This window comes from Streptomyces sp. NPDC060002, assembly GCF_042737245.1.
Taxonomy (GTDB): Bacteria; Actinomycetota; Actinomycetes; order Streptomycetales; family Streptomycetaceae; genus Streptomyces.
In genome coordinates this window covers 42,460-65,465 of sequence record NZ_JBHWUW010000038.1, presented here as the reverse complement: position 1 = coordinate 65,465, position 23,006 = coordinate 42,460, and the positions used below count along the sequence as shown (strand labels likewise).

The following is a 23,006-nucleotide window of genomic DNA, read 5'->3' as shown; positions in this document are numbered from 1 at the left end:
GAGTACGAACTAGTGCGTCCGCGCGTGTCCCGCTGCGGCGTAGGCGGTCGTGGATTCCTGGGGGGCCATATAGGCGTGGAAGAGACCTCGCGGGTCGTAGGCGGCCCGGATCTCCTCCAGCCGTGCGGAGTTGGCCGGGCTGAGTCCGTGGTCGAAGCGGTCGGCGAGGTTGTTGTCGGAGAACTGGAGGCCCTTCGACAGGTGCTGGAGGCCGGCGAGCCGACCGTGCGCCCAGCGCTCGTGGGCGAGGTCCTCGGCGGGGTCGGTCCAGCCGGCGTTGGGCGAGAGGTAGACCTTGGCCTGGCTGGACCAGCAGGCGTCGGCGCGCTCGGGATGACGGCTCCACAGCATCCACAGCACATGGCTGGTGGTGTCCGGGACGGAGTCGAACAGCGGCCGGGCGGCGTCGAGGACCTTCTCCACCGGTTCGTCGGTCCAGATCCCGTCGAGCGCCCAGCGCATACCGGCCGGGGTCATGTGGTCGGCGTGGTCGTAGAGCTCCGCCATGGTGGTCTCCCGGGCGACCACCGCGCGGATCGCCCGGTCACGGAAGGGGGCGTCCTCCAGCGGGGCGAGGAGATCGTCGTCCGTCTCGCAGAAGGCGGTGGCGGTGACGGAGGCCGTCTGCCGGTCGAGTCCGGGCGAGAAGCCGATCTTCGCCGAGAACTCGACGGCCGGCGAGAGGCGTTCGAGCATGTCGTACGACCAGGCCAGCACCTCGTCGCGCAGGTCGAGCGGGTAGCTGTGCACGGTCCGCAGAATGCGGCGCGGCAGGTCGTGCAGGGCGAGGTGGAAGCGGGTGACGACGCCGAAGAAGCCGGGGCCGCTGCCTCGGGCCGCCCACATGAGGTCGGGGTGGGTGGCGTCGGTGGCGTGTACGAGGGTGCCGTCGGCGAGGACCACGTCGATCGCCACGATGCTCAGACAGGCCGGGCCGAGGCGGCGCGAGTTCCAGCCGTAGCCGCCGCCCAGGACGAAACCGCCGATGCCGACGGTGGAGGCGTGTCCGGTGGGGAAGAACAGACCGTGTGGAGCGAGCTGTTCGAGGAGGGCGGGTCCCTTGGCCGAGGGCTGTACGGCGGCTGTCCGCGCCACGGGGTCGACCTCGATGTGCCGCAGGCGCGAGAGGTCGAGCAGCATGCCGCCGCCGCGCACCCCGTTGCCCACCCAGCTGTGCCCGCCGGAGCGGATGCCGATGGCCAGCCCTTCGCTGCGGGCGAGCCGTACGGCGGCCACGACGTCCTGCTCGCTGTCGGCGAGCACGATGACGTCCGGGTACCGGTCGGGCTTGCGTTCGTTCCAGACGGCGTCGAGGCGGGCGCGTTCGTATGCCTCGTCGCCTCGCCGGAGCACATTGTGCCGGGACAGCTGAACCATGACCGTTCTCCTCACGCGGGGCTCGCATCGGGACCCTACTGTCGACACTTTGCCCCTTCAAGAGATCTGACAGCGAAATACCTGCCATCTCTGCCGACACTAGTGAGCTCTTGGGAAGTCGAAGAGGTCGGCCGGGTTGTCCACCATCAGCCGCTGGAGGTGCGCGGGGTCGGGGGCGATGCTCTCGACCAGGTCGACGAGCAGGCCGTCGTCGGGGGCGTCCGAGGCGATGTTGACGTGCGGGTAGTCGGTCCCCCACACGACGCGCTCCGGGGCGTACGCCACCAGGGAGGCGGCCAGCGCGACCGCGTCGGCGTAGGGCGGTCCCTGCCGGGAGATCCGGTCGACACCGCTGACCTTGACCCACACCCGCCCGCTGTCGAGCAGCGCGCGCAGGCTGCGCAGGGCGGGCCCGTCGTGCCCATCGGCGAGGTCCACCCGGCCGATGTGGTCGATCACCGTCCTGCCGGGCAGGGCGCGGACGAGCCCTTCGAGGGCGGCGATCTCCTCGCCCCGGACATGGAGCTGGACCGCCCAGTCGAGTCCGTCGACGCGTTCGAGCACGGCGTCGATCTCGGCGCGGGTGGGCGGAGTGCGCAGATGGGGCAGGAAATTGAGCCGGAAGGCCCGCACACCGGCCCGGTGCAGTTCCTCGACCTCACCCCGTGCCGTCGCCTCGCCGATCAGGGCGACTCCGCGCAGCCGGCCGTCGCCGGATCTCAGCGCGTCCAGCAGGACGGAGTGGTCGTGGCCGTGACAGGACGACTGGACGATCACCGCCCGGGTGAGCCCCAAGTGGGTATGCAGTGAGCGGACTTGTTCCTTCGGGGCGTCCCGGGGCGTGAAGGTGCGGTCCGGCGCGTAGGGGAAGACGTCGGCGGGGCCGAGGACATGGCAGTGGGCGTCACAGCTGTCCGGCGGAAGCACCAGGGACGGGGTGCGCGGGGCGGGGTGCGGGGGCGGGCAACCGGGCGAGGGCACCCATCGCGTCGCCCGGACGGCGGGTTCAGTCACAGCGCGCCGTCATTCCGCCGTCGACGACGATCTCCGTGCCGGTGACGAAACGGGCCTCGTCGGAGGCGAGGAAGAGCGCCGCGTACGCCGTGTCGCGGCCGTCGCCCATGAAGCCGAGCGGAATCCGGGCCTGCCGCTGGGCCAGCAGTTTCGCCACGTCGCCGCCCGCGCGCTGCCCGGCCAGCCGGGCCTCCACCATCGGGGTGTGCAACTGCCCCGGCACGACGGTGTTCACCCGGATGCCGTCCGGCGCGTACTCCACGGCGCTGACCCGGGACAGCTGGATGACCGCGGCCTTGGCGGCCGCGTAGCCCACCTGCGGGGCGCCGGTCCAGCGCAGCCCGGAGGCCGAAGCGGTGTTGACGATGGCGCCTCCCCCGCCGCGCCGCATGATCGGCACGACGTGTTTGCAGGCCAGGAACGCGCTGGTGAGATTGGTGCGCAACTGGCTCTCCCAGTCCTCCAGACCGAGGTCGACCGCGCCTCCGGGCCGGGAGCCGCCGACATTGTTGACGAGGACGTCGATCCGCCCCGCGAGGCTCTCGCACCGGGCGAAGTAGTCCCGGACGGCGGCCGGTTCGGTGACGTCCAGCACCGCCGTGTGCGCGCTGCCGCCCTCGTCGCGGATCTGCCGCGCGGTGACCTCCAGGGCCTCCTCGTCCCGGTCGGCCAGGTGGACGGTAGCCCCCTCCCGGGCGAAGACCACTGCGGTGGCGCGGCCGTTGCCCCAGCCGGGGCCGACGCTTCCTGCGCCGCCGATGACGGCGATGCGGCCCGCCAGGCGGCCGAGCCGTCGGTCGGGCACGTCTTGGGTCACGGGGTCTCCCTCGGTCGGTGGGCGGGACTGTCGACAGTTCTAGCCATGTGTCGACAGAAAGTAAACATCCAGGGCTCCAGATGGCAGCGGAGGCAGACCTATTGCCAATAGTGTCGACACAGGGCTTGGATGGAGGGGAACAACCTCACCGAGGAGGCCCATGGACAAGCCGCCCGTGTTCACACCGGACGAGATCGCCCGATTCCGGGCCGAGTTGGCGGCGCGCCGCGCACCCGGCGCGTACGAGCCCGGACGCTGGTCGGTCAGTCCGCTCAACCGGCGCACCGAGGTGACCGGCACACTGCCGCCGGCGGTCAGGCTGCGGGACGCCACACTGCGCTCGGTCGAGACGCTGCCCGGCGTCGTGGCTCCTGCGAAGGCGAAGACGGCGTTCCTGCGGCGGCTCGTCGCCTGCGGGGTGCCGGAGGTCGTCACGGCGGGCCTCGGCGGGCGGGACGCCACCGCGCTGAAGGCCGAGGTGGGGCTGGTCAAGGGGGAGAACCCGGATTGCCGGGTGGTGTGCCCGCTGATGCGCTCGCGCGAGGACATCGACCGGGCGGCCGCGGCGGGGTACGACGCCGTCCAGGTCTGGGTGCAGGGCTTCGGCGAGACCTCACTGATCTACCAGGCCCCGGTGTACGGCCGGGCCTGGCGCGGCGAGCAGTGGCGCGGTCCCGACACCGCACGCGACCGGTCCGCCGTACTGGCCCGCGCGGCGCGGCTGGTCGCGTACGCGCGCGACCGCGGCCTCGCCGTGATCGTGCCGCTGCTGATGGTCTCGTACGCCACCGAGGAGACCCACGAGGAGTCCGTCGCCGTCCTCGCCGGGGCCGGGGCGGATGAACTCACCCTGTTCGACGGGCCGGGCGCGATGAGCCCCGAGGCGTTCGCGCATCTCGTCCGGCTCACGAAGGCCCACGCGCCCCAGGTGGAGGTCGGGCTGCACCCGCACAACACCTTCGGCCTCGCGGTGGGTTGCGCGGTGGCCGCGGTCCGGGCCGGCGCCACCGCCGTGGAGCTTTCGGTCAACGGCTACTGCGGCGGCCCCGGCAACGCCGACCTGGCGGCGACCGCGCTGGCGTTCGAGGCGCTGTACGGCGTCCGCACCGGCATCAGGACCGAGGCCCTGACCGAACTGGCGCGCGTCGGAGCGGACCTGACCAACTATCACCCGGCCTGGAACCATCCGGTGACCGGCACCCACGCCTTCTGCTGGGGCGGCATGGACCTGATCACCCAGGAGACGGAGATCGACCCGCTCCTCCACAACTGCCTCGAGCCGGCCGCCGTCGGCAACGCCCGCAAGATCCCCTTCACCCCGGACAGCGGGCCGTACACCCTGGCCGACAAGCTGACGGCCCTGGGCGTCGGCCCGACCCCGGCCCAGGTGGACGAAGTGCTCACCCGGGCCCGGGAACTGATGGCACGTGAGGGCCGGCTCCTGACGGACGGCGAGCTGGCCGGGCTGGCGGAGTCGGTCGCGGAGGAGGCGCGTTGAGCACCCGGCTGCGACCGCTCGCCCCGGCCGAACTCGACTCGGTGCAGCGCGCGTTGTACGCGGAGATCACCGGCGGACCGCGGGCGGCCGGGCCGCAGCACTTCGCGCTCACCGACGACGACGGTTGCCTGCGGGGACCGTTCAACGCGATGCTGCTGAGCCCTGGAGTGGGACGCGCGCTCCAGGACCTGGGAGCCGCGGTCCGCTATCGCTCCGGGCTCGGTCCACGACTGCGGGAGACCGCGATCCTCGTGGTCGCCCAGGCCTGGGACAGCGCCTCCGAACGTGACGCGCACGAACCGGTCGGCGCCGCCGCCGGACTGACGGACGACGAACTGCTGGCCCTGCGCGAGGGACGTGACCCCGGTCTGGTCGATCCCGTCGAGCGGGCCGCCTGGACCTTCACCCGCACGATCATCGACAGGTCCGGAGCACTCGACGAGCGCGCGTACGAGACGGCCCGCGCCGCCCTGGGCGAACGCGCCCTCTTCGAACTGTCCACGCTGGTGGGCTACTACAGCACCCTGGCCCTCCAGCTACGGCTCTTCGACGTCCCGGCCTGACGGCGGCTTCCCCGGATTTCATCGACCAGGTCCGAATACGGAACCGCCCGCCGAAGTCCGTGCATTTGCTTGGCCATGGAGTGACGAGCGTGTGTGGGTATTGCATCGGCCGGACATTCGGTGACGGCGTATCAGCCTTTCGGTACTGATTCGATCCACCGCCGCTCCCGAGGAGGGCTTGCGGCGATATCTGCCGTGCAGTAACTACGTGATCCATGAACCTGTTCACCCGCGGCGCATCCCCACGACGCCCGGCTCCCCCCACAGCTCCGCGACGCCCCGCCGACTCGTCCTCCCGTCCGGCCGCCGGCCTGCCGAATCCCGCCCTCGCGGCGCTGACCGGCGACTGGATGATCGACCCTGCGCACAGCCGTATCGGCTTCTCCGTCCGGCACGCCCTGGTGACCACCGTGCGCGGGGCTTTCACCGAGTACCAGAGCCGGCTCTACTTCGACGGCCGCAACCCGGCCCGTTCACGCGCCGAGATCCTGTTGTCCACCGCGAGCGTCGACACCGGCGTGGAGCAACGCGACGCGCATTTGACCGGCCGCGACTTCCTGGACGCCGCGACCTATCCGCGTATGCGTTTCGCCAGTACCGCAGTAGAACTCGCGGGCCCCGACGTCTACCGCATGACCGGCGACCTCACCATCAAGGAGACCACTCGTCCGGTGGCCCTTGAACTCACCTACATAGGACATGTCACCGACCCGTTCGGCTATGAACGGGCCGGTTTCGACGGCACCACCACCATCGACCGTTCCGCATGGGGCCTGACGTACAACGCGCGACTGGCCGAGGGCGGCGCCATGGTGAGTGAGAAGGTTCGTCTCCAGTTCGACATCGCCGCCATTCGCACCACCCCCGGGGGCTGACCCGCGCGCGGTGCGGTCGGCGCAGGGCCCCCTTGGCGGCGTCGGCGAAGAATCCACGGGCGAAGAAGGTGAACACCAGCACCAGCGGGACGACCGCCCGCAGCACGCCGGCCATGACCATGCTGTAGTCGGCGGAGTGTCCGGCGTACAGCTCCCCTGGCCGTGCGTCCGGCCGGCCCGGCAGGTTACCGGGGCAGGCGCGTGAGCGGTCCGCGTGCGGGCCGCCGACCTCGGTGTGTTCACCGCCCCCGGCGCGGGCGCCTGGCACCGCTCGACCGGCTCCAGCGGTCCTCGATGACCCTCCGCATGCGCTTCTGCGTGCGGGGTACATCCAGACGTCCTGTCCGTGCTCGCCTGGCTGCACCCGGCCGGTTTCGGCTCCTACGCGGCGCCAAGGCCGCCGCGTGGGCGCTGACCGACGCGACCCGGGAGGAGCCGGCACCCCGCGGCATCACCGTGTCCGCGCTGCGCGTCGGCACATGGACACCGACATGGCCGCCGCCGTTCCCGCCGAGCAGAAGACCCGACCCCGCCGATGTCGCCGCCCAGGCGCTCGCCGGCCTCGAGAAGGGCCTGCCCGAGATCCTCGCCGACGAGACCACCCGGTACGTCAAGCAGCAGCAGGCCGCGGCGCCGAGCGCGGCATAGGGCAGTCTCGGGCCCGCCACAGGTCGCGGAGCAAGGCGATCTCCGCCATGTGGTGGATGAATTCGAGGTTGGCCGACGCCAGCACGCCGAGGTACGGGTAGTCGGAGTCGTTGCTGTACGGGTACCGCGAGAACCCGACCGTGTCGAGCTGCTCGTCGGTGACGCCGGCGACGCCGTCCCGCCAGCGGTCGATCACGGCCCAGAACCGCTCCAGCGTCAGGGCGGCGGAGGGCGTGAAGTCGACCATCAGCTTCGGGTCCTGCCGCCGTTCACCGAAGGTCCACTCCCATGCGCCCGCGAACTCGAAGTGCAGGTGTCCCAGCCGCCACGCGATGGTCGTGATCGGCGTCGCGTCGGGCGCCGGGGCGCCGGTGTGGGCGAGGACCTGCTCGACCCGCTCGACGCTCACGCTCCAGTCCTCGGCGATCTTGGCGACGGTCATGCCGTCGGCTGCCTGCCGGGCCACCTCGCCGTACTCGTTCGCCGGGATGTCCGCGGCGCCCAGATCGAGCACCCACTCGCCCGGCCCGAACGCCCTGGGCGTCGCCGCTTCGCCCCGGCGCCGGAGCGACCAGCAGCCGGGCACCGGCTCCCACAGGAACTCCTCGTCGCCCAGCCCCGTCAGCCGTACCTGGGCCATCTCCCGTGCCTGGTCGAACTGGTCGAGCAGTGGACCCAGACGGTCGGGCCGCGCGCCCTCGGTCTCCATGCGTGGCTCCCCTCACGGTCGCGCCTCGTCACGCACTGCGCTCAGGCGGAAGTTAACGGCTCACCCCACGGGGCGCCACCGAATTCCCGGCCCCCCCCTAAGCCGCAGATGGTGCAGCGGGCTACACCAGGGTTCGAGGGGGGGCCGGTCCCTCGTGGCGGCGGGCGGGCGACGGGATCGTGGTCGTCGGAGATCGCAGGAGACCCACGCACCCCCGGCCCGAGGGAAACTCCCGTGAAGTCGCTGCTCGCACCGTGAAGTCGTTCGTCGCCGACCTGCTGCTCTGGTCGGGCTTCGCGGGCGGACCGCCGACAGGGAAGACAGTCATGAGCAACGCCAAGAACACGGCCTGCGGGCCGCCACCGAACTGTTCGGCGACAAGGACCCCTCCGCCGTGGACCGCTGGGTCGCCGCCGACCGCGCTCTGGTGACGGAGTTCGCGGAGAAGGTGCTCGTCTGCGCCGACCACTCGGTCCTGACCGACTACCAACATCCGGGTCGGCCCCGAGTTCGGCTACGACGCCCAGCCGCCCGCCGGCCGCCGCCTGGCCCGCCGGCTCGACCGGAACCCCCCGGACGGCAACCTGCTCGTCCTGGAGACCGGCGCCGGTTTCCAGACCCCGGCGAGGGGTCGAAGTCCTCGCGCAGACGGCCGCCCGCCTTGGCCCGGCCGATGAGCCGCACCATGCCCTGCTACGCCTCGTTGCGGCGCTCTTCCGTCGCCTTGGCGGTGGGGAAGGTCGTGGTCAGCACGAAACCGCCCGGGCGTCGGCGGGCCGCCGACCACGGTCTCGGCGCCTCCCGCGACCGCCGTACAGGCATGATCGGTACGGTGGTGGCCTCGACGGCGGAAGGGGCGGCGCGGACTTGGACGGGCAGACAGACATCAGGACGGCGAAGGAAGCCGCCGACCATGGACTCATCCTGGCGTTCGGACGGCTGCAGGGGGCGGCCAACCGACTGGAGTACATCCTCGGGCGGGCGCTCGAGGAGGAGTGCGGCATCAGCCATCTGACGTTCGAGGTGCTGCTGATCCTCGGGCGGGCCGGCGAGCCCGGGCTCTCGATGCGGACCATCGCCCAGGAGCAGGTCCTCACCACGGGCGGGGCGACCCGGCTGGTGGACCGCATGGTGGCCGCGGGGCTCGTGACGCGGGTGGAATCCCCCGCCGACCGGCGCGGGAAGCTGGTCCGGCTTACCCCGCTGGGCGAGGAGACGACGATCCGCGCGTCCGTGGTCCACGTGGAGAACATCGAGCGGTACTTCGTGCGGCCCCTGCCGGAGGCGGACCGTGAGCGGTTCGCGGAGGATCTCCGCATCCTCAGCCACACGGCGCGGGACCTCCTCCCCCGGCTGCCCTGACCCGCACCCCGGCACCCGTCGTGAGGTGACGACGGGTGCCCCGTCGACGCCGCTCGTGTCCCGCGACGCGGCGAGCAGCTGACGACGAGGCGGGTCAGCGATCGACCGGCTCGTACGCGAACCAGTCGAAGTGGACGGAGCCGCCGCCGGCGAACATGCCGATCACCCGACCGGTGAAGCCGCCGGCGACCTCCGTGGAGAGGTACCGACCGTCCAGCGAGGCCAGCTCGACGAAGGTGCCGTCCGGCTCCTCGATGCCGAGCGTGACGGTGTCCGGCCCGGTGCGGGCGTCGTGCACGGCGTGCACGGCGGCCACCTCGACACGGAGGACCACAGGTCCGGGCGGCGTCGACCGGGACGCGACCACCGTGCTCAGCGGCCCGATGCGGGCGCTCACTCGTACCTCACCGGACGAGGTCTCGATGTCGTAGTGATGCTGTTCGTCGAGGCGGACCGCGAGGCCACCGCGACCGTCCGCCGCGTCGACCAGGGCTCGCACCCGGCATGAACCGTGCTGCTGCCGCCGTCCGAGGAAGGTCGCATCGGTCTCGTCGAGCGATCCGCCGCGGGCCCGCAGCGTGAGCCAGCCGGGCCTTTCCTCGGTGGTGCACACCTCCGGCGGCCGGTGCCGCAACGAGACCCAGAACGGGGCGAGTTCACTGAGCTCGAAGTCGTCCCGGGCCGGCACGGCGGCCGTCGGCCGCAGCGGCCAGGGGGGTGCGGGCATCGAGGTCGACAGTTCGCCGACGACCGGCCAGCCGTCCACCCAGTCGACCGGCACCAGGAACGTCTCCCGGCCCAGCACATGCCACCCCGGGGTGCCGCCACCCGGCCGCACGCCGAGCAGCACCATCCACCACGAGTCGTCGGGTGCCTGCACCAGGTCCGCATGGCCGGTGTTCTGGACGGGGTGGTCGGTGCCCCGGTGGGTCAGGATCGGGTTGGCCGGGCACGGCTCGAACGGGCCTGTGGGTGTGCGGCCACGGGCGATCGAGACGCTGTGGCAGCGCTCGGTGCCGCCTTCGGCGATGAGCAGGTACCAGTAGTCGCCGATCCGGTAGAGATGCGGTGCTTCCGGAGCCTTGGCGCCGGGGCTGCCGGACCAGAGCCGGCGCTGCGGGCCGAGCGTCTCCCCGGTACGGGGATCGATGCGGACCTGTCCGACCCCGGCGGTGGTGCACCAGCAGTTTCCGTCCTCGTCCCAGGCGAGGTCCGGGTCGATGCCGTGCACTCCGGGCAGCCGGACGGGATCGGACCAGGGGCCGGCCGGGTCGGTGGCCGTGAACAGCAGATTGCCGTCCCCACTCACATTCGTGACGATCAGCCAGAAGCGGCCGTCGTGGTGGCGGAGGGTGGGGGCGTAGATGCCGCCCGAGGACGGGGTGTCGAGCGGCAGGCGCAGCTGGCTCGGCCGGTCGAGCGCGTTCCCCGTCTGCGTCCAGTGCACCAGGTCCCGGCTGTGGAAGACGGGCACCCCGGGGAAGTACTCGAAGCTGGAGCAGGCCAGGTAGTAGTCCTCGCCGACCCGGCAGACGGACGGATCGGAATGGAAGCCCGGGATCACCGGGTTGTCGACGGTCTCGGCCTTCTCGGGCTTGCTCGACACCCTCATCGAGTCCTCTCACTGGTGTGACGCGCCGGAGGCACCGGCGAGCTGGACGACCATGAACGAGTAGGCGCGGCACACTGCCTGCTGTCAATTTCTCCGCCGCGTGCCGAAAGTTTCCGTCGCCTCGAGGGCGTCGGCAGGTGGTCGAGCTGCTCGTCATCGGCGTCGGAACGGCCGTGGCGCCCCGCCCGGTTCCGCGCCGTCATGGCAGCCGGCCGGCGCCGGGAGCAGCGGTGTCGCGATACGGCTCAGACGTCCCGGTACAGGTCCCGGATCTCGGGGAACTGCTGGAAGCCGGCCGACCTGCAGGCGGCGACGGCGCCGACATTCGAGCTCGGGGTGATCCTGGAGCAGTGCGCCCACCGGCGCGTCCACGGACACCTTGCCCGCTGTCAGCACCCCCGCGCTCCGGCTAGGTCACGTCCTCGAGGAGCCGCCGCGCCGGCTCCTTCGGGTGCGGCCGCCCGGCGCGGTGGTGTGTGATCGGAGGCGTGGCGATGGTGCTGGGCAAGCCGGGAGTCGACGGTTTCCGGTCGGCCGGCGTTCGCGCTTCAGGGGCGGGGCCGGGCGGCGGTGTCGAGGTAGAAGGCGTCGATGCTCTGGACGGCCCGCTCGAACTCGTCCAGGTTGACGGGCTTGGTCACGTAGGCGTTGGCGTGGCTGCTGTACGCGTCGGTCACGTCACCGGGGGCGGTGGACGTCGTGAGGACGACCACGGGGATGGTCTGAAGGTCTTCATCGGCCTTCAGGACCTTCAGCAGCTCGCGGCCGTTCATGCGCGGCATGTTCAGGTCGAGGACGATGAGGTCGGGCCGCGGGTTGCCCGGGGTGCGCAGGTGTTCCAGCGCGGCGACTCCGTCGGTGACCTGGACCAGGTTGCGGGCTCCGCGCTCGGAGAGGGCTTCCTCGATGAGCATCGCGTCGGCGGCGTCGTCCTCGACGAGCAGGACGTCGAACGGGCGGGCGGGGGTGGTCATCATCGGATGCTCCGTGGGTGTCTCGTCAGAGTGGTGATATAGCCCCGGCCAGCGGCGCCGGGCGCCTTGACGGGTCATGCCGCAGGCGGCGCCGAGCTGCGGGTAGCCCGCTCCCGCGCGGGCGGCAGCCACGGCTGCTTCCCGCTGGAGCCGTTCAGCGGCCTGCTGGAGTTGATCCAGCACGTGGAGCAGGGCCAGAGCCTGTGCAGGGCCGTCAGGTGCCGGGTGCGGGGGGCCTTGCAGCAGCCGGTGGGCGAGGCGCTGGGCAAGGTTGCCGACCGCGGCGTCCGCGATGACGGCCGTCTCCTGCGGAGTTGTCCGCAGGCCGAAGTTCTTGCCTGGCATACCTGGCACTCTATGGTCCGGGGGCAGTTCGCGACAACAAGCGTTGTCGCCGTCTAGAGTGTGCCGACCGTTGCCTTCGGGCAAATGTTCGCAGCGAGGAGTCCACGCAATGACCGGCAGTGAGAGACCACCGCGTACGCGGTGGCTTTCCACGTGGACGACCCGGCGATGGCTTCGCGTGGGGGCGGCCGCGTCCTTGGCGGTTCTGGCTCTCCTCGGTGCCACCGGAGCATGGGTCCTGGCACGGACCGAGTCGATCAGCAGGAATCTCGTGGACGTGCGGTCTCCCGCGCTGACCACGTCGATCCGGCTGGAATCGGCCCTGCTCGACCAGGAGACCGGAATCCGCGGCTACGGGATCACCGGCACAGTGGAGTTCCTCACTCCCTATCAGGAGGGCCTCGCCGAGCAGAAGACCGGCGTCGCGCAACTCGCCGAGCTGCTGGCCGGTGACCGGGCCCGCCTGGCCGACCTGAAGGCCGTGCAGGATGCCGTGGCCACGTGGCAGGAGAGGATCGCGCGGCCGATCGCCGCCGCGCCGGCCGGCTCGCCCTCACCGCTGGCCGCCGAACGGGCGGCGGAGGGCAAGAAGGCCTTCGACGATGTACGTGCCGCCCTGAGCGGACAGCAGGATCGGCTGCGCGCGGACCGCGTCCGGGCGAGGGACGACCTGATGGCCACGATGGCCCTGCGCAACGTGGTGTTCGGCGCCGCCGCGATCCTCGTCCTCGTCCTCACCGCTTTCGTCTTCGAAGGACTGCGCCGCGGTATCACCCGGCCGCTGGACCGGCTCGGCGCGGACGCCCGCACCATCGCCGACGGCGACTTCGACCATCCCATCACCCCGACCGGCCCCGCCGACCTGCGGCGCCTCAGCGGTGAGATCGAGTTCATGCGCCGCCGTCTCGTACGCGAACTGGCCTTCAGCGAAGAGGCACGGCAGCGTCTCGACGCGCAGGCCGCGGACCTTCAGCGCTCCAACGCGGAGCTGGAGCAGTTCGCGTACGTGGCCTCCCACGACCTCCAGGAGCCGCTGCGCAAGGTCTCCAGCTTCACCCAGCTCCTCCAGCGGCGCTACGGAGGGCAACTCGACGCCCGGGCCGACCAGTACATCGACTTCGCGGTCGACGGGGCGAACCGCATGCAGGTCCTCATCAGCGACCTGCTCGACTTCTCCCGGGTCGGACGGATGCACAACACCCACCAGAGCGTCGACCTGGACACGGTGCTGGAGCGGACCCTGTCCGCGCTGAGCGTCGGCATCGAGGAAGCGGGAGCGACGGTCACCCACGATCCGCTGCCCACCCTGGTCGCCGACCCCACCCAGATGGGCATGCTCTGGCAGAACCTGATCGGCAACGCCGTCAAGTTCCGCAGGCCCGGCGAAGCGCCGCAGATCCATGTCACGTCGGCCCGGGAAGGCGAGCTGTGGCGGTTCACCGTCACCGACAACGGCATAGGCATCGCACCGGAATACGCCGACAAGGTCTTCGTGATCTTCCAACGGCTGCACACCAAGGACACCTACTCCGGCAGCGGCATCGGCCTCGCGATGTGCAAGAAGATCGTCGAATTCCACGGCGGCAGCATCAGCGTCGACACCGCCTACCAGGGCGGCACACGCATCGCCTTCACCCTCGCACCCGAGCCGCCGGTGAACCCCGGCCCGTCCACCCTCCCCGAAGCCGACCGCTCCGGCACCGAGCAGACACGATGACCGCAGCCATGACGGCCGGCCCCGACACGGCGTCCGACGAGCCGATGTACCGCATCCTTCTGATCGAGGACGACAAGGGCGACGCCCTGCTCGTCGAGGAGCTCCTGCACGACACGGGGCTGCGGTTCGAGCTGACGACCCGCACCACTCTGGCCGAGGCCCGCACCGAACTGACCGGCGCCCCGATCGACTGCGTCCTCCTCGACCTGCACCTGCCCGACGTGTCGGGCATCGACGCGGTCGCCGCCGTGCGGGGCCTGGCCCCGCACACCGCGGTCATCGTCCTGACCGGGCTGTCCGAGGCCCAGGCGGGCACCGACGCCATGGCCGCGGGAGCCCAGGACTACCTCGTCAAGGGCAAGGTCGAAGCGGACCTGCTGCTGCGGACGGTTCGCTACGCCGTCTACCGCAGCCAGACCGAGCGCGCGAGCGCCGAAGCCCAGGCCACCCGGTTGCGGACGGAGGAGAACGCCCGCCTGGAACGCGGCCTGCTGCCCCAGCCGATGCTCGACACGTCCACCGTGCGAGTGACCTCCCGCTATCTGCCCGGCGCCGCGATGGCCCTGCTGGGCGGGGACTTCCTCGACGTGGTGGAGGGAGACGACGGACTGCTGCACGCCGTGGTCGGCGACGTGAGCGGACACGGCCCCGACGCCGCCGCACTCGGCGTCTGTCTGCGCATCGCCTGGCGTTCCCTCGTACTCGGCGGGCACCGCGGCGAGGACCTGCTGCATCTGATGGAACGCATCCTGATCGCCGAACGCGGCAGCCAGCAGCTGTTCGCCACCTGCACCCTCCTCACCCTCGACCAGGACGCCGCCACCGCCACCCTCCACCTCGCCGGCCATCACGAGCCCCTCCTCACCACGGCCGAGGGAACCCGGGAAGTGGCCGCCGCACACGGCATCGCCCTGGGCATCGTCCCCGGACTGCGCAGCTGGCCCTCCACCGTCGTACCGCTCCCGGCCGCGGGGGCCCTGACCCTCTACACCGACGGCCTCACCGAGGGCCACAACGGGGCGACGAGCGAACGGCTGGGCGTCGAGGGACTGCTCGCGTTGATCGGAAACCTGCCGTCGGCGGACCCGGCCACCCATGTCGACCTCCTCATCAAGGAGACCCACGAGCTGAACGCCGGACGCCACTCCGACGACCTCGCCGTGCTCCGCCTCGACTGGGGCAACCGCCCGACCCACCCCTGAACTCAGCGGACCCGGTCGTAGACGAGGGCCAGAGTGCCGTGCTCGCCCGCGGTCTGGCTGACGAGCGTCCACCGCCCCGCGGGCAGGCCGTCGTCGAAGAGGCGCGGCCCGCCGCCGAGGAAGACCGGAAAGATCGTGAGCGCCAGCCGGTCGACCTGGCCGGCCACCAGCAACGCCTTGACGACGCTCGCGCTGGAGAGCACGAGAATGTCGCCGCCTTCGGTGGCCTTGAGGTCCGCGACGACCTCGGCGGTCGGCCTGTCGACGATCGTCGTGCGCTCCCACGGCGCCTCGTCGAGGGTGGAGGAGAGGACCACCTTGTCGGTGTCGACGAGCCACTTCGCGAAGCCCTCGTCGCGCGGATCGGCACCCTCCAGGCCGATGACGGTGGGCCAGAAACCGAGAAACCCCTCGGCGTTGACCCGCCCGAGCAGGGCCGTCGTCGCCGGCCCCCAGAGGCTGGTCAGGTGGTCGCGGGCGACATCGGTCACGGCGTACGGCATCACCCAGCCCATGTCCACGGGGTTGTCCGGCGCGGCATAGCGGCCGTCCAGGGAGAGGGCCATGTTGGTGACGACCCGACGGCCGGCGATCTGCTCTGTCATTTCGCGCTCCCTGTATCGGTGGTGCCCGTGGTGCCGGTGGTGCCGGTGGTGCCGGTGGTGTCGGCCGTGTCGGTGGTGTCGGCCGTGTCGGTGGTGTCGGCCGTGTCGGTGGTGTCGGTGGTATCTGCGCTGTCCGCGCGATCGGTGTCGGTGTCGGTGTCGGTGTCGTGCGAGTCCGCGGTGAAGGTCGCCGCGAGTTTGTCGAGGCTCTGGCCGAAACCGATCTCGACGCCTGCGACGAAGTCCGCGGACTCGACGGTGCTGTCGGTCATGCGCCAGTGGACGCCGAGGTCCGTGCCCGTGCCGGTGGGCCGCAGGTCCATGTCGACGTGGGCGGTGAAAGCGGGGCGGCCGTCGGGAAGCAGCGGGGAGAGGCGGTAGGCGAGGCGTTCGCCGGGGCGTACGTCGTCGACGACTCCCTCCGCGCGCCCGGCGACCGCGTCGGAGCCGTCGGTGTCCTCGGCATCGCGGTACACCTGGACGATCCGCCCACCGGGCCGTGCCTCGAAGACGAGTTCGCGGACGCGGAGGTCCTCGGGGGTCCACCAGTGCGCGAGCAGATCGGCCTCCGTCAGGTGGCGCCAGACGAGCTCGGGGCGCTCCGTCAGTGACCGGTGGAACCTGAAGGAGCGGCCGTCGGCCCACCCCGGCTCCTGCGCGGCGAGCCGCTCCGCGTGGAGGCTGAGCCCGTAGCGGTCGTGAGTCTCGTGCGGGCCGCCGGCCCGGTCCGCGGTGTCGGCGAGTCGGCCGAGCACGCCCGCCAGGTCCCGGAGGGGACCGGGCCGGAGGGCGTAGATACGGCGCTGACCGGTGCGCTGCGAGGTCACGACGCCGGCGCGCTCCAGGGTCTGGAGGTGCTTGGTCGTCTGCGGCTGACGAGCGTCCGCGAGCTGAGCGAGCACGCCGACCGGGCGGGGCCGCTCGGCCAGCAGGCCCACGAGCCGCCAGCGGACCGGGTCGGCCAGTGCGGCGAGGAGTGCGTCCATGGCCACGAGTATTCCTCATCACGAATATTCGCGTCAAGGAATATTACGGGGAAGCCATCCGGCCCGACGGCGACTCAGCCGGTGCCGTCCAGCAGCCGTCGCAAGCTCCGGCGAGGTCAGCGGATCCGGCAGCACGAAGCCTCCCGCCTCGCCGGAGGGCCGGGACAGCCGGTGCAGGACCGAGGGTTCGAACGGCCCGAGAGCTTCCACGGACCAGCGCGCTCCGCCAGGATCGGCCCCCGGAGATCCGCGACGCCCACCGACACCCACCGAGAGGTCCTTCCCATGGCTCCCGCACGCCGCAGTCCCGCCCTGTCCGGAAGCGGGACGACCACGGTTCGTCTCATCCCGGAGGCTCCCGAGTGGCTCCACGACTCCACATGACCCACGACCTTCTCCTCGCGCCCTGTCACGCGGCCTGGCCCGCCGGGGAACGTGGCGTGGGCGAGCACATCGCGCCCGCCTGCCCGGCCGGGCCGGAGAAGCTCACCGGGCAGTTCCCGGACGACCGGGCGACCGGGCGCTGTTCAGGAGATGCGGGACGGTACGGCGAAGGCTGGCACAAGGGCCGTTACGACTGCCGCTACCGACCCTGTGAGCGGGAGCCCCCTCTGAGCGGGAGCGCTCAGCTCGGGGAGGACGGGGTGAGCACCACGAAGTCGGCGCCGGACTGATCGAGGCAGACGGCGAGCCGCCCGACGCCCTCCGCGTCCGTCGGTCCCATCTGCACGCTGCCACCGTTCCCGGCGACCGCGGCGACCGCGGCGTCGCAGTCGGCGACGGCGAACACCGGGTGCCAGTACGCCCGGCCGCCCGCCAGGGCGAGGTCCTCCTCGTGGAGTTGCATCAGGCCGCCCTGCATACGTTCCTGGGGAAGCCCGGCCGGGGTGATGAGGGTGTACGCGCCCCCGCCGCCCGGCATTTCCATGTCGCTGTACCGCCAGCCGAAGACCGCGCCGTAGAACTCCCGCGCGGCCGCGGCGTCGCTCGTGTAGAGCTCGGTCCAGGACAGCGAACCCGGCACGTCGGCCAGCTCGAAGCCCGCGTTCTTCCCTGGCTGCCAGACCGCGAACTGGCCGCCCGACGGATCGGTGTACTGCGCCATCCGCCCCCACTCGCCGAGGTCTCTCGGGGGCACCCGGACCGCGCCGCCCGCGCCCTCCACCGCCTGGGTGGCGGCATCCGCGTCGCTGACGCAGTAGTAGATCATCCAGGCCGAGCGAGCGCCCTCCTCGGACAGCTTGCCCAGGCCGGCGACGGTCTTGCCGTCCTTCTGGAACATCCCGCCCTCCATGTCCCCGCCCCCGCCGTCGCCCCCGCCCATGGATTCGTAGTCCCAGCCGAGCACCGAGCCGTAGAACGCCGCGGCGGCCCGGACATCGGGCGCACCGAGGTCGAGCCAGCAGGGGGCGCCGGGAGAGAGGTCGGTCGTGATCACGGCTGTTCCCTTCGCAGGTCCTGGGTCAGTTCAGCCTGACACCGGCCACCGACAATCGCCCGTCGGGCGCAGGGTGGGGCCGCGCGATCAGCTGGTGTGGGCGAGGCGCCTCCCGGTGTTATTCAATGAGGTGTGCGGTCAGGGATCTCGGGGCCCGTCGCACGGGTCCGAGTAACGACCCCGGCGCTGCGCCGGGGATTGCCGAGAGAGCCGCATGGACTCCACGCCCTCGTCCTCGTCCTCATCGCCGTTCGACCTGGTCAGCAGCGCCTTGGGGCGCTACATCCCGCGCGGCGGATCGGCAACGGCCGCCGGTCCTTCCCCCGCGCAGGGCGACCGCACCACCCGCCGACGCGTACCCGACGAACCGGCGGCGGACCGTCACGACCAGATTCTCGGCGTGGTCAACCTGGACAGGGATCTGAGACTCACCCGCTGCAATCTGGACGCCGCCGTGTTCGCGGGTCTGGACGCCGTGGCCGGGAGTCCTTTCGCCGATCTCCTGCCCCCCGGGGACGTACCGACGGTCACCCGGCGGTTGCGGCAGGTCCTGGAGATCGGGGAGGCGCACGTCGCCCGGATCCAGCGGCTGCGGCGCGGCGACGGGTCGGAGCTGGTGGTCTCGATGAGCATCCTGCCCGCCGCGGCGCCTTCGGAGGGCTTGACCGTCTCCCTGATCGCCATGGCCAGGAGACTGCACCTGTACGCCGCCGAGACCGCGATCGGCACCTCGCTGGACATCGGCGAGACCGCGCAGTCGCTGGCGGAGTCCCTGCTGGCCTGGGGAGACGTGGCCGCCGTCGACCTCGACTTCGCCGTGTGGACGGGCGAGGGCGTCACCGAGCAGACGCAGGGGCGCATCCGGCTACGGCGGGCGGCCCTGGTGCCGGACCGGGTGTGGCCGGAGGGTTACCTGACTCCGGGCGACGATCTTCCGAGCGACGCGAGTCGCCTGCTGGCGCAGGCGGTACGGCGCGACGATGCCCCGCAGGCCATCGTCATACCGGACCGGGAGGCGGTCGAGCGGCTGCTCGGCAGTCCGCGAGTGATCCGTGCCCTGGTGCCCGGGGACCGGTCGGCGAGTGTGGCGTGCATACCGCTGGTCCTGGACGGCGCGCCGCCCGTCGTGCTGGGCGTGGCGGAGGTCTGGCGGCGGGCGGACTACCCGTTCCGCGACAGCGAGTTGTTCGACCTGCAGGAACTGGTGGCCAGGACCGCCCATCACGTCGACCTGGCCCGTCAGCACCAGCGCGAGCACACCCAGGTGCTGGCGCTGCAGCGCCGGCTGCTGCCCAGGACAGGCGGCCACACCCTGGAGATCGCCAGCGTCTACCAGCCCGCCACCCCCGACAGCGCGGGCGTCGGCGGCGACTGGGTGAACAGCTTTCCGCTGCCGGACGGCCGTACCGCACTGGTGGTCGGCGATGTCGTCGGGCACGGCCTGGGAGCGGCGGCGACCATGGGCCAGCTGAGCATGGAGGCGCGCGCGCTGCTGTCCGCGGGGCTGGCTCCCGACGAGGTGCTGGAGCACCTGGACGAGACCGTGACGCTGCTGGACGACGCGGAGTCCGGGCTGGCGGCCGGCTACAGCGCCCTCGGCTCCACCTGCTGCATCGCCCTCTACGACCCGGTCAGCCACCACGTGGCGCTCTCCAGCGCCGGCCACCTCCCTCCGGTCCTGGTGCTTCCGGACGGCCGGGCGGGCCCGCTCGCGGTCAGCCCTCACCCCGGCCTGGGCGCCGAGTTCGCGCTGCGGGAGCCGTTCGAGGTGTACACGTTCGGCGCGCCCCCGGGCTCCCTGCTCGCCCTCTACACCGACGGCCTGGTGGAGGATCCGGCCCTGTCGATCGACGAGGGGATCAGCAGGCTGGCTGATGCCTTGTCCACGGTGCACCCCTGGGACGCCCTGCAGCAGGCGGCACGGCACGTCGTCTCCGTGCTGGCGCCGGTGCGTCAGCGCGACGACGTGACCTTGCTGCTCGTGCGCATGATCGGCTACCGCAAGGGGGACACCGCGACCTGGCGGCTGCCCGCCCGCGACGACGCGCCCGCCCGTGCCCGCGCGCACGTCTCCGCGCTGCTGCGCCAATGGCAGACCAGGGGCGACACCCGGGACGACCTACCGCTGCTGGTCAGCGAACTGGTCACGAACGCGGTGCGCTTCGCCGCCGGACCCATCACAGTACGACTGATCAGGGCCGGTCACAGCCTGCTGTGCGAGGTGGGCGACACCGGCAACGGCAGGCCGCGTCTGAGCCGGGGCGGCCTCCTCGACGACGGCGGGCGCGGCCTGCACGTCGTGCACAGGCTCACCACCCGGTGGGGGGTGCGGTGGACGGACACCGGCAAGGTGGTCTGGGCGGAAGTCGCGAGGTGAAGCGGCTGCCGGACGGGGCGCGGCCGGCGTACGCGGGTGTGCCGAGGGCAGGGGGCGTGCGCGTCAGCCGCCGCCACCGATGCCACCGATGCCACCGACGGTGCGGAGGCGCGGACGGCGCGGACGGCGCCCCGAGCGGTACCGGGGGCGTGACCGGTGATGCGGGCGGCCCGTTTGCCCGTACGAGTGGCGCGGGCTCGTACTACAGCCACTCCCCTTCGAGGGCCGTGGCGGTGAGGCCCGGTGCCGCCGCGTACAGGACGGCGCGACTGCCCGGCTTCTGCCCGGCGTCGTGCGCGCGCCTCATGATGTCGAAGACGGCGGCGCCTCCGCGGTTGCCGCTGGTGTAGCTGTCCCGGCTGTAGTCCAGCAGCCCCGACGGCCACGCGTCGGGCATCGTCTGCTCCATGTACTCCAGCACCCGGGTCCCGCCGGGGTGCGCGAGCAGCACGTCGGGGTGCCAGGAGTCGGGGGCGTCCTGGTAACGGAGGCGCAGCCACTCCCACATCGCGGTGACCGTCTCCTGTACGGCGCGCGGCCCGCGCCGGTCCATCACGAAGTGGGTGCCGTCCGCCCGCGTCTCCAGGCGGTGCAGGTCCTGGGTGCCGGGCAGGGTGTGGTGCCAGGCGGCGTCCAGCCGCAGCACCGACTCGGGCCTCGGGCGGCCCGTGACCACCGCGGCGACCGCCGTGTCCGCGAACAGCAACCGGACGATCAGGGACTCGAGGGTGTCGTCCGCGGGCTGGTAGGTCGTGCTCAGCGCCTCCGCGATCACGACCAGGACCACCCGGTCGGGGTCCGCGGCCACGAGATCCGCCGCCAGGGCGAGGGAGCGGGTCCCCGCGACACAGGCCCACTGCGTGGCCGGCAGCAGCATCACGTCGTTGCGGAGCGGAAGCTTGTCGGCCAGGGCGATGTCCAGACCCGGCAACGCCGGGGTGGTGGAGTGACTGGTGATCAGGCAGTCGACGTCCGCGGCGTCCAGCCCGGCGATCTGAAGGGCCCCGCGCGCCGCACGCTCCCCGTAGGACTGCACGGCCTCCCAGGCGGGGGCGGTGCGTTCCTGGACGGTCTGCGGCGCGGGTATCGCCTCGAGGGCGGCGATCACACGGTCCACGTCCTGCGGGGTGAACCCGCCCCGTGCCAGCGCCTCTTGGGCGGGTCCGGTGCCGACGGCCCCCAGGCCGCCGCCGTTGCCGGGTGCGACGGCGGCCTCCAGCGGCACCATCCACCCGCGGGTCTCGATGCCCGTACCGGCCGCGATGCCGTCGATCCGCGGCGCCCACGCCGCCTGCGGGTGCCGGTCGCGCACCTCCGCCGCGATCTGGCTGGTCTCCACGGCGTGCTCACCGTGTATCACTGCGGGAGGACAGAGGTAAGCGGCCATGATGGGCACCTTTCCAGGGGAACTCGGAGGAACGTCACGAGGGCTGCGTCATGGGCCACTTAGGAACTTCGCGCCCATGCCGACGGGCTCCGCTCCGGGAGCCGCTGTCCCGACCGAGCATGGAGGCTAAAGGGACATTTACGCTGTGACCAAGACAACTTGGGCGGCCCTCAAAGGGCGTGATACGGCACACACCGCCGGAACAGGGGCCCTCGGACCGGTTCCCCGGATCGCGCCTGCCCCACCGTCAGCCAGGTTGCTCACCCGGTCCTGGCGCGCACCACCGGCGGGCTGGTGTCGGCGCCCGCCGTACCGGTCCGCGCAAAGGCCACCCGGCCGATGACGGGTCCGCCTCACCGCATCGGACACCCCTTGGGCATCCCGTCGAGAAAAGCGGGCAGCACGGAGGGCGACCATCGCCGGGCAGGGCAACCGAACCAGCTGAGCGTTTCTACGGTCCCTGACCAACTCAGAACGCCGGCACCGCTTCTGGCCGGCCGGGCGCCCTCCATCAGGGCGCGGTCGCACCCCGCACGAGTGGGTGACACACCGGCTGGGTGCCCTCAGGAAGGTCGTCCGGATGAACCCAGCGAGCCTCCAGGATCTCCCGTGGGTCGATACGCAACTCACCGCCGAGCAGGCGCGCTTCAAAGGCGACTTCCAGGCGGGTACGGTACCCGCTGTTCAGCAGCACCAGGCGACCCGCTTCCACGTCCAGGTTGGTTTCCTCTTTGATCTCCCGCACCACGGTCCGCCGAAAGTCCTCACCTTTGCGTGCGAAGCCGCTCGGCAGTCCCCACTGCCGCCCCGGGGGCCACATCCGATGTCGGAGCAGCAAGACCCGCCCCTGCTCGTCACGCACGACACCGGTCACGCCCACCACGAATTTCGCGTTCAGCAGCCACATCAACCGGCTCTGCACCGGACGCAAAGCACGCCACACACAGACAAGAAGTCGCCTCACGGAGCCTCCGGGAGAATGCGGGGAAATGGCCGCGATCGCTACACCGCAGCGGACACTACCCCGGCCCCTGGGGGCCTTGGTCGGCCAGGGCCGCTCGCACGGTGCCCAGGAGGGCCGGCCGCGATACGGCCGGGTCGCGCGTCGACACCATCACCCTGCTGACCTTCCGCACCGAGTGTCCCTGGCAGGGCAACAGGCGCCGGCAGTCTCCCGGATCGACGACAGCGTGCTCCCGCTCCTCGCCACACACCCTCGTGCGCCCTCACACCTGACAACTTCACGCTCGCCATCTGATGCTCACGAACCACTGCCCCCACAAGGCGACCCGCTCGACGCATCGCCTCCGTCACAGCCGGTGCACCACGTCGAGCAGGCCCTCTCTTCGATCCACACCGCCTCGCAGACACCGTCGGCGTCGAACCCGCCCGCCTCTCCCACCACACCCACGGCGACCGCCTCCAGCCCCTCACCGCCGACCGCCGACACCCCTCCGTCAGGAGCGGCTGCCGGTCGTACCGAAGACGAATACGGTGTCT

General features: G+C 71.7%; 19 protein-coding genes and 1 pseudogene. 8 read left to right on the top strand and 12 right to left on the bottom strand.

Features of this window, described 5'->3' with window-relative positions; genetic code table 11:
- Positions 1–9: 9 nt before the first annotated feature.
- The 3 genes from ACFWBD_RS28345 to ACFWBD_RS28335 form a co-directional block, all read right to left on the bottom strand.
- Positions 10–1,377: an FAD-binding oxidoreductase gene (locus ACFWBD_RS28345; protein WP_385672544.1), complete on the bottom strand. Its 1,368-nt coding sequence runs from the start codon at positions 1,375–1,377 to the stop codon at positions 10–12.
- Positions 1,378–1,476: 99 nt separating this feature from the next.
- A complete protein-coding gene (locus ACFWBD_RS28340) occupies positions 1,477–2,391 on the bottom strand; it encodes an amidohydrolase family protein (protein WP_385672541.1) in 915 nt (304 codons plus the stop codon).
- Complete coding sequence (locus ACFWBD_RS28335) at positions 2,384–3,208, bottom strand: SDR family NAD(P)-dependent oxidoreductase (RefSeq protein ID WP_385672538.1); 825 nt, start codon at positions 3,206–3,208, stop codon at positions 2,384–2,386. Before ACFWBD_RS28335 ends, ACFWBD_RS28340 begins: the two co-directional genes overlap by 8 nt.
- A gap of 160 nt (positions 3,209–3,368) precedes the next feature.
- On the opposite strand from ACFWBD_RS28335, the gene ACFWBD_RS28330 reads away from it, so the two are divergent.
- From ACFWBD_RS28330 to ACFWBD_RS28315, 4 genes and pseudogenes are all read left to right on the top strand, one after another.
- Positions 3,369–4,706, top strand: a complete 1,338-nt coding sequence (locus tag ACFWBD_RS28330; RefSeq protein WP_385672535.1) for a hypothetical protein — start codon at positions 3,369–3,371, stop codon at positions 4,704–4,706.
- Positions 4,703–5,269 (top strand): carboxymuconolactone decarboxylase family protein, encoded by a 567-nt coding sequence (locus ACFWBD_RS28325; protein WP_385672532.1) that lies wholly within the window; start codon positions 4,703–4,705, stop codon positions 5,267–5,269. The genes ACFWBD_RS28330 and ACFWBD_RS28325 overlap by 4 nt, the downstream gene beginning before the upstream one ends.
- A 215-nt stretch (positions 5,270–5,484) precedes the next feature.
- Positions 5,485–6,144 (top strand): YceI family protein, encoded by a 660-nt coding sequence (locus ACFWBD_RS28320; protein WP_385672529.1) that lies wholly within the window; start codon positions 5,485–5,487, stop codon positions 6,142–6,144.
- Between the two features lie 334 nt (positions 6,145–6,478).
- Positions 6,479–6,792 (top strand): annotated as a pseudogene (locus ACFWBD_RS28315) (SDR family NAD(P)-dependent oxidoreductase); the annotation flags it as partial.
- On the opposite strand, the gene ACFWBD_RS28310 reads toward ACFWBD_RS28315, so the two are convergent.
- Positions 6,755–7,501, bottom strand: coding sequence for a DinB family protein (locus ACFWBD_RS28310; RefSeq protein ID WP_385672525.1), 747 nt, complete (start codon positions 7,499–7,501; stop codon positions 6,755–6,757). The pseudogene ACFWBD_RS28315 and the gene ACFWBD_RS28310 sit on opposite strands and share 38 nt — an antisense overlap.
- A gap of 693 nt (positions 7,502–8,194) precedes the next feature.
- Positions 8,195–8,323, bottom strand: a complete 129-nt coding sequence (locus ACFWBD_RS28305; RefSeq protein ID WP_385672617.1) for a hypothetical protein — start codon at positions 8,321–8,323, stop codon at positions 8,195–8,197.
- Positions 8,324–8,368: 45 nt separating this feature from the next.
- Between ACFWBD_RS28305 and ACFWBD_RS28300 the strand changes: the two genes are divergently transcribed.
- On the top strand, positions 8,369–8,863 hold the full coding sequence (locus ACFWBD_RS28300) for a MarR family winged helix-turn-helix transcriptional regulator (RefSeq protein ID WP_385672522.1): 495 nt from the start codon (positions 8,369–8,371) through the stop codon (positions 8,861–8,863).
- 94 nt (positions 8,864–8,957) lie between these two features.
- Here ACFWBD_RS28300 and ACFWBD_RS28295 read toward each other — a convergent pair whose 3' ends face one another.
- Complete coding sequence (locus ACFWBD_RS28295; protein WP_385672519.1) at positions 8,958–10,475, bottom strand: glycoside hydrolase family 43 protein; 1,518 nt, start codon at positions 10,473–10,475, stop codon at positions 8,958–8,960.
- Between the two features lie 548 nt (positions 10,476–11,023).
- The gene (locus ACFWBD_RS28290; protein WP_385672516.1) at positions 11,024–11,794 is read right to left on the bottom strand and encodes a response regulator; all 771 of its coding nucleotides are present in this window, start codon (positions 11,792–11,794) and stop codon (positions 11,024–11,026) included.
- A 109-nt stretch (positions 11,795–11,903) separates the two neighbouring features.
- On the opposite strand from ACFWBD_RS28290, the gene ACFWBD_RS28285 reads away from it, so the two are divergent.
- Complete coding sequence (locus tag ACFWBD_RS28285) at positions 11,904–13,511, top strand: ATP-binding protein (protein ID WP_385672513.1); 1,608 nt, start codon at positions 11,904–11,906, stop codon at positions 13,509–13,511.
- Positions 13,508–14,713, top strand: a complete 1,206-nt coding sequence (locus ACFWBD_RS28280) for a PP2C family protein-serine/threonine phosphatase (protein ID WP_385672510.1) — start codon at positions 13,508–13,510, stop codon at positions 14,711–14,713. Before ACFWBD_RS28285 ends, ACFWBD_RS28280 begins: the two co-directional genes overlap by 4 nt.
- 2 nt (positions 14,714–14,715) lie before the next feature.
- On the opposite strand, the gene ACFWBD_RS28275 is transcribed toward ACFWBD_RS28280, so the two are convergent.
- The 3 genes from ACFWBD_RS28275 to ACFWBD_RS28265 all read right to left on the bottom strand — a co-directional run bounded on the left by ACFWBD_RS28275 (position 14,716) and on the right by ACFWBD_RS28265 (position 17,742).
- On the bottom strand, positions 14,716–15,318 hold the full coding sequence (locus ACFWBD_RS28275; protein ID WP_385672507.1) for a dihydrofolate reductase family protein: 603 nt from the start codon (positions 15,316–15,318) through the stop codon (positions 14,716–14,718).
- Positions 15,315–16,304 (bottom strand): metalloregulator ArsR/SmtB family transcription factor, encoded by a 990-nt coding sequence (locus ACFWBD_RS28270; protein ID WP_385672614.1) that lies wholly within the window; start codon positions 16,302–16,304, stop codon positions 15,315–15,317. Before ACFWBD_RS28270 ends, ACFWBD_RS28275 begins: the two co-directional genes overlap by 4 nt.
- A 625-nt stretch (positions 16,305–16,929) precedes the next feature.
- Positions 16,930–17,742, bottom strand: a complete 813-nt coding sequence (locus ACFWBD_RS28265; RefSeq protein WP_385672504.1) for a VOC family protein — start codon at positions 17,740–17,742, stop codon at positions 16,930–16,932.
- 214 nt (positions 17,743–17,956) lie between these two features.
- Between ACFWBD_RS28265 and ACFWBD_RS28260 the strand changes: the two genes are divergently transcribed.
- The gene (locus ACFWBD_RS28260; RefSeq protein ID WP_385672500.1) at positions 17,957–20,119 is read left to right on the top strand and encodes a SpoIIE family protein phosphatase; all 2,163 of its coding nucleotides are present in this window, start codon (positions 17,957–17,959) and stop codon (positions 20,117–20,119) included.
- Between the two features lie 202 nt (positions 20,120–20,321).
- Here the strand turns inward: ACFWBD_RS28260 and ACFWBD_RS28255 are convergent, their stop codons facing one another.
- Both ACFWBD_RS28255 and ACFWBD_RS28250 read right to left on the bottom strand, forming a co-directional pair.
- Positions 20,322–21,506 carry a type III polyketide synthase gene (locus ACFWBD_RS28255; protein WP_385672497.1) on the bottom strand — a complete coding sequence of 395 codons (1,185 nt, stop codon included), beginning with the start codon at positions 21,504–21,506 and terminating at the stop codon, positions 20,322–20,324.
- A gap of 511 nt (positions 21,507–22,017) precedes the next feature.
- Positions 22,018–22,470 carry an NUDIX hydrolase gene (locus ACFWBD_RS28250; RefSeq protein ID WP_385672494.1) on the bottom strand — a complete coding sequence of 151 codons (453 nt, stop codon included), beginning with the start codon at positions 22,468–22,470 and terminating at the stop codon, positions 22,018–22,020.
- Positions 22,471–23,006: the final 536 nt, after the last annotated feature.

Bases quoted from the DNA above. Each gene is read 5' to 3' on its own strand.
- ACFWBD_RS28345 (WP_385672544.1), bottom strand. From the start codon at position 1,377: ATGGTTCAGCTGTCCCGGCACAATGTGCTCCGGCGAGGCGACGAGGCA.
- ACFWBD_RS28330 (WP_385672535.1), top strand. From the start codon at position 3,369: ATGGACAAGCCGCCCGTGTTCACACCGGACGAGATCGCCCGATTCCGG.
- ACFWBD_RS28320 (WP_385672529.1), top strand. From the start codon at position 5,485: ATGAACCTGTTCACCCGCGGCGCATCCCCACGACGCCCGGCTCCCCCC.
- ACFWBD_RS28310 (WP_385672525.1), bottom strand. From the start codon at position 7,501: ATGGAGACCGAGGGCGCGCGGCCCGACCGTCTGGGTCCACTGCTCGAC.
- ACFWBD_RS28305 (WP_385672617.1), bottom strand. From the start codon at position 8,323: ATGCCTGTACGGCGGTCGCGGGAGGCGCCGAGACCGTGGTCGGCGGCC.
- ACFWBD_RS28295 (WP_385672519.1), bottom strand. From the start codon at position 10,475: ATGAGGGTGTCGAGCAAGCCCGAGAAGGCCGAGACCGTCGACAACCCG.
- ACFWBD_RS28290 (WP_385672516.1), bottom strand. From the start codon at position 11,794: ATGCCAGGCAAGAACTTCGGCCTGCGGACAACTCCGCAGGAGACGGCC.
- ACFWBD_RS28285 (WP_385672513.1), top strand. From the start codon at position 11,904: ATGACCGGCAGTGAGAGACCACCGCGTACGCGGTGGCTTTCCACGTGG.
- ACFWBD_RS28280 (WP_385672510.1), top strand. From the start codon at position 13,508: ATGACCGCAGCCATGACGGCCGGCCCCGACACGGCGTCCGACGAGCCG.
- ACFWBD_RS28275 (WP_385672507.1), bottom strand. From the start codon at position 15,318: ATGACAGAGCAGATCGCCGGCCGTCGGGTCGTCACCAACATGGCCCTC.
- ACFWBD_RS28270 (WP_385672614.1), bottom strand. From the start codon at position 16,304: ATGGACGCACTCCTCGCCGCACTGGCCGACCCGGTCCGCTGGCGGCTC.
- ACFWBD_RS28260 (WP_385672500.1), top strand. From the start codon at position 17,957: ATGGACTCCACGCCCTCGTCCTCGTCCTCATCGCCGTTCGACCTGGTC.
- ACFWBD_RS28255 (WP_385672497.1), bottom strand. From the start codon at position 21,506: ATGGCCGCTTACCTCTGTCCTCCCGCAGTGATACACGGTGAGCACGCC.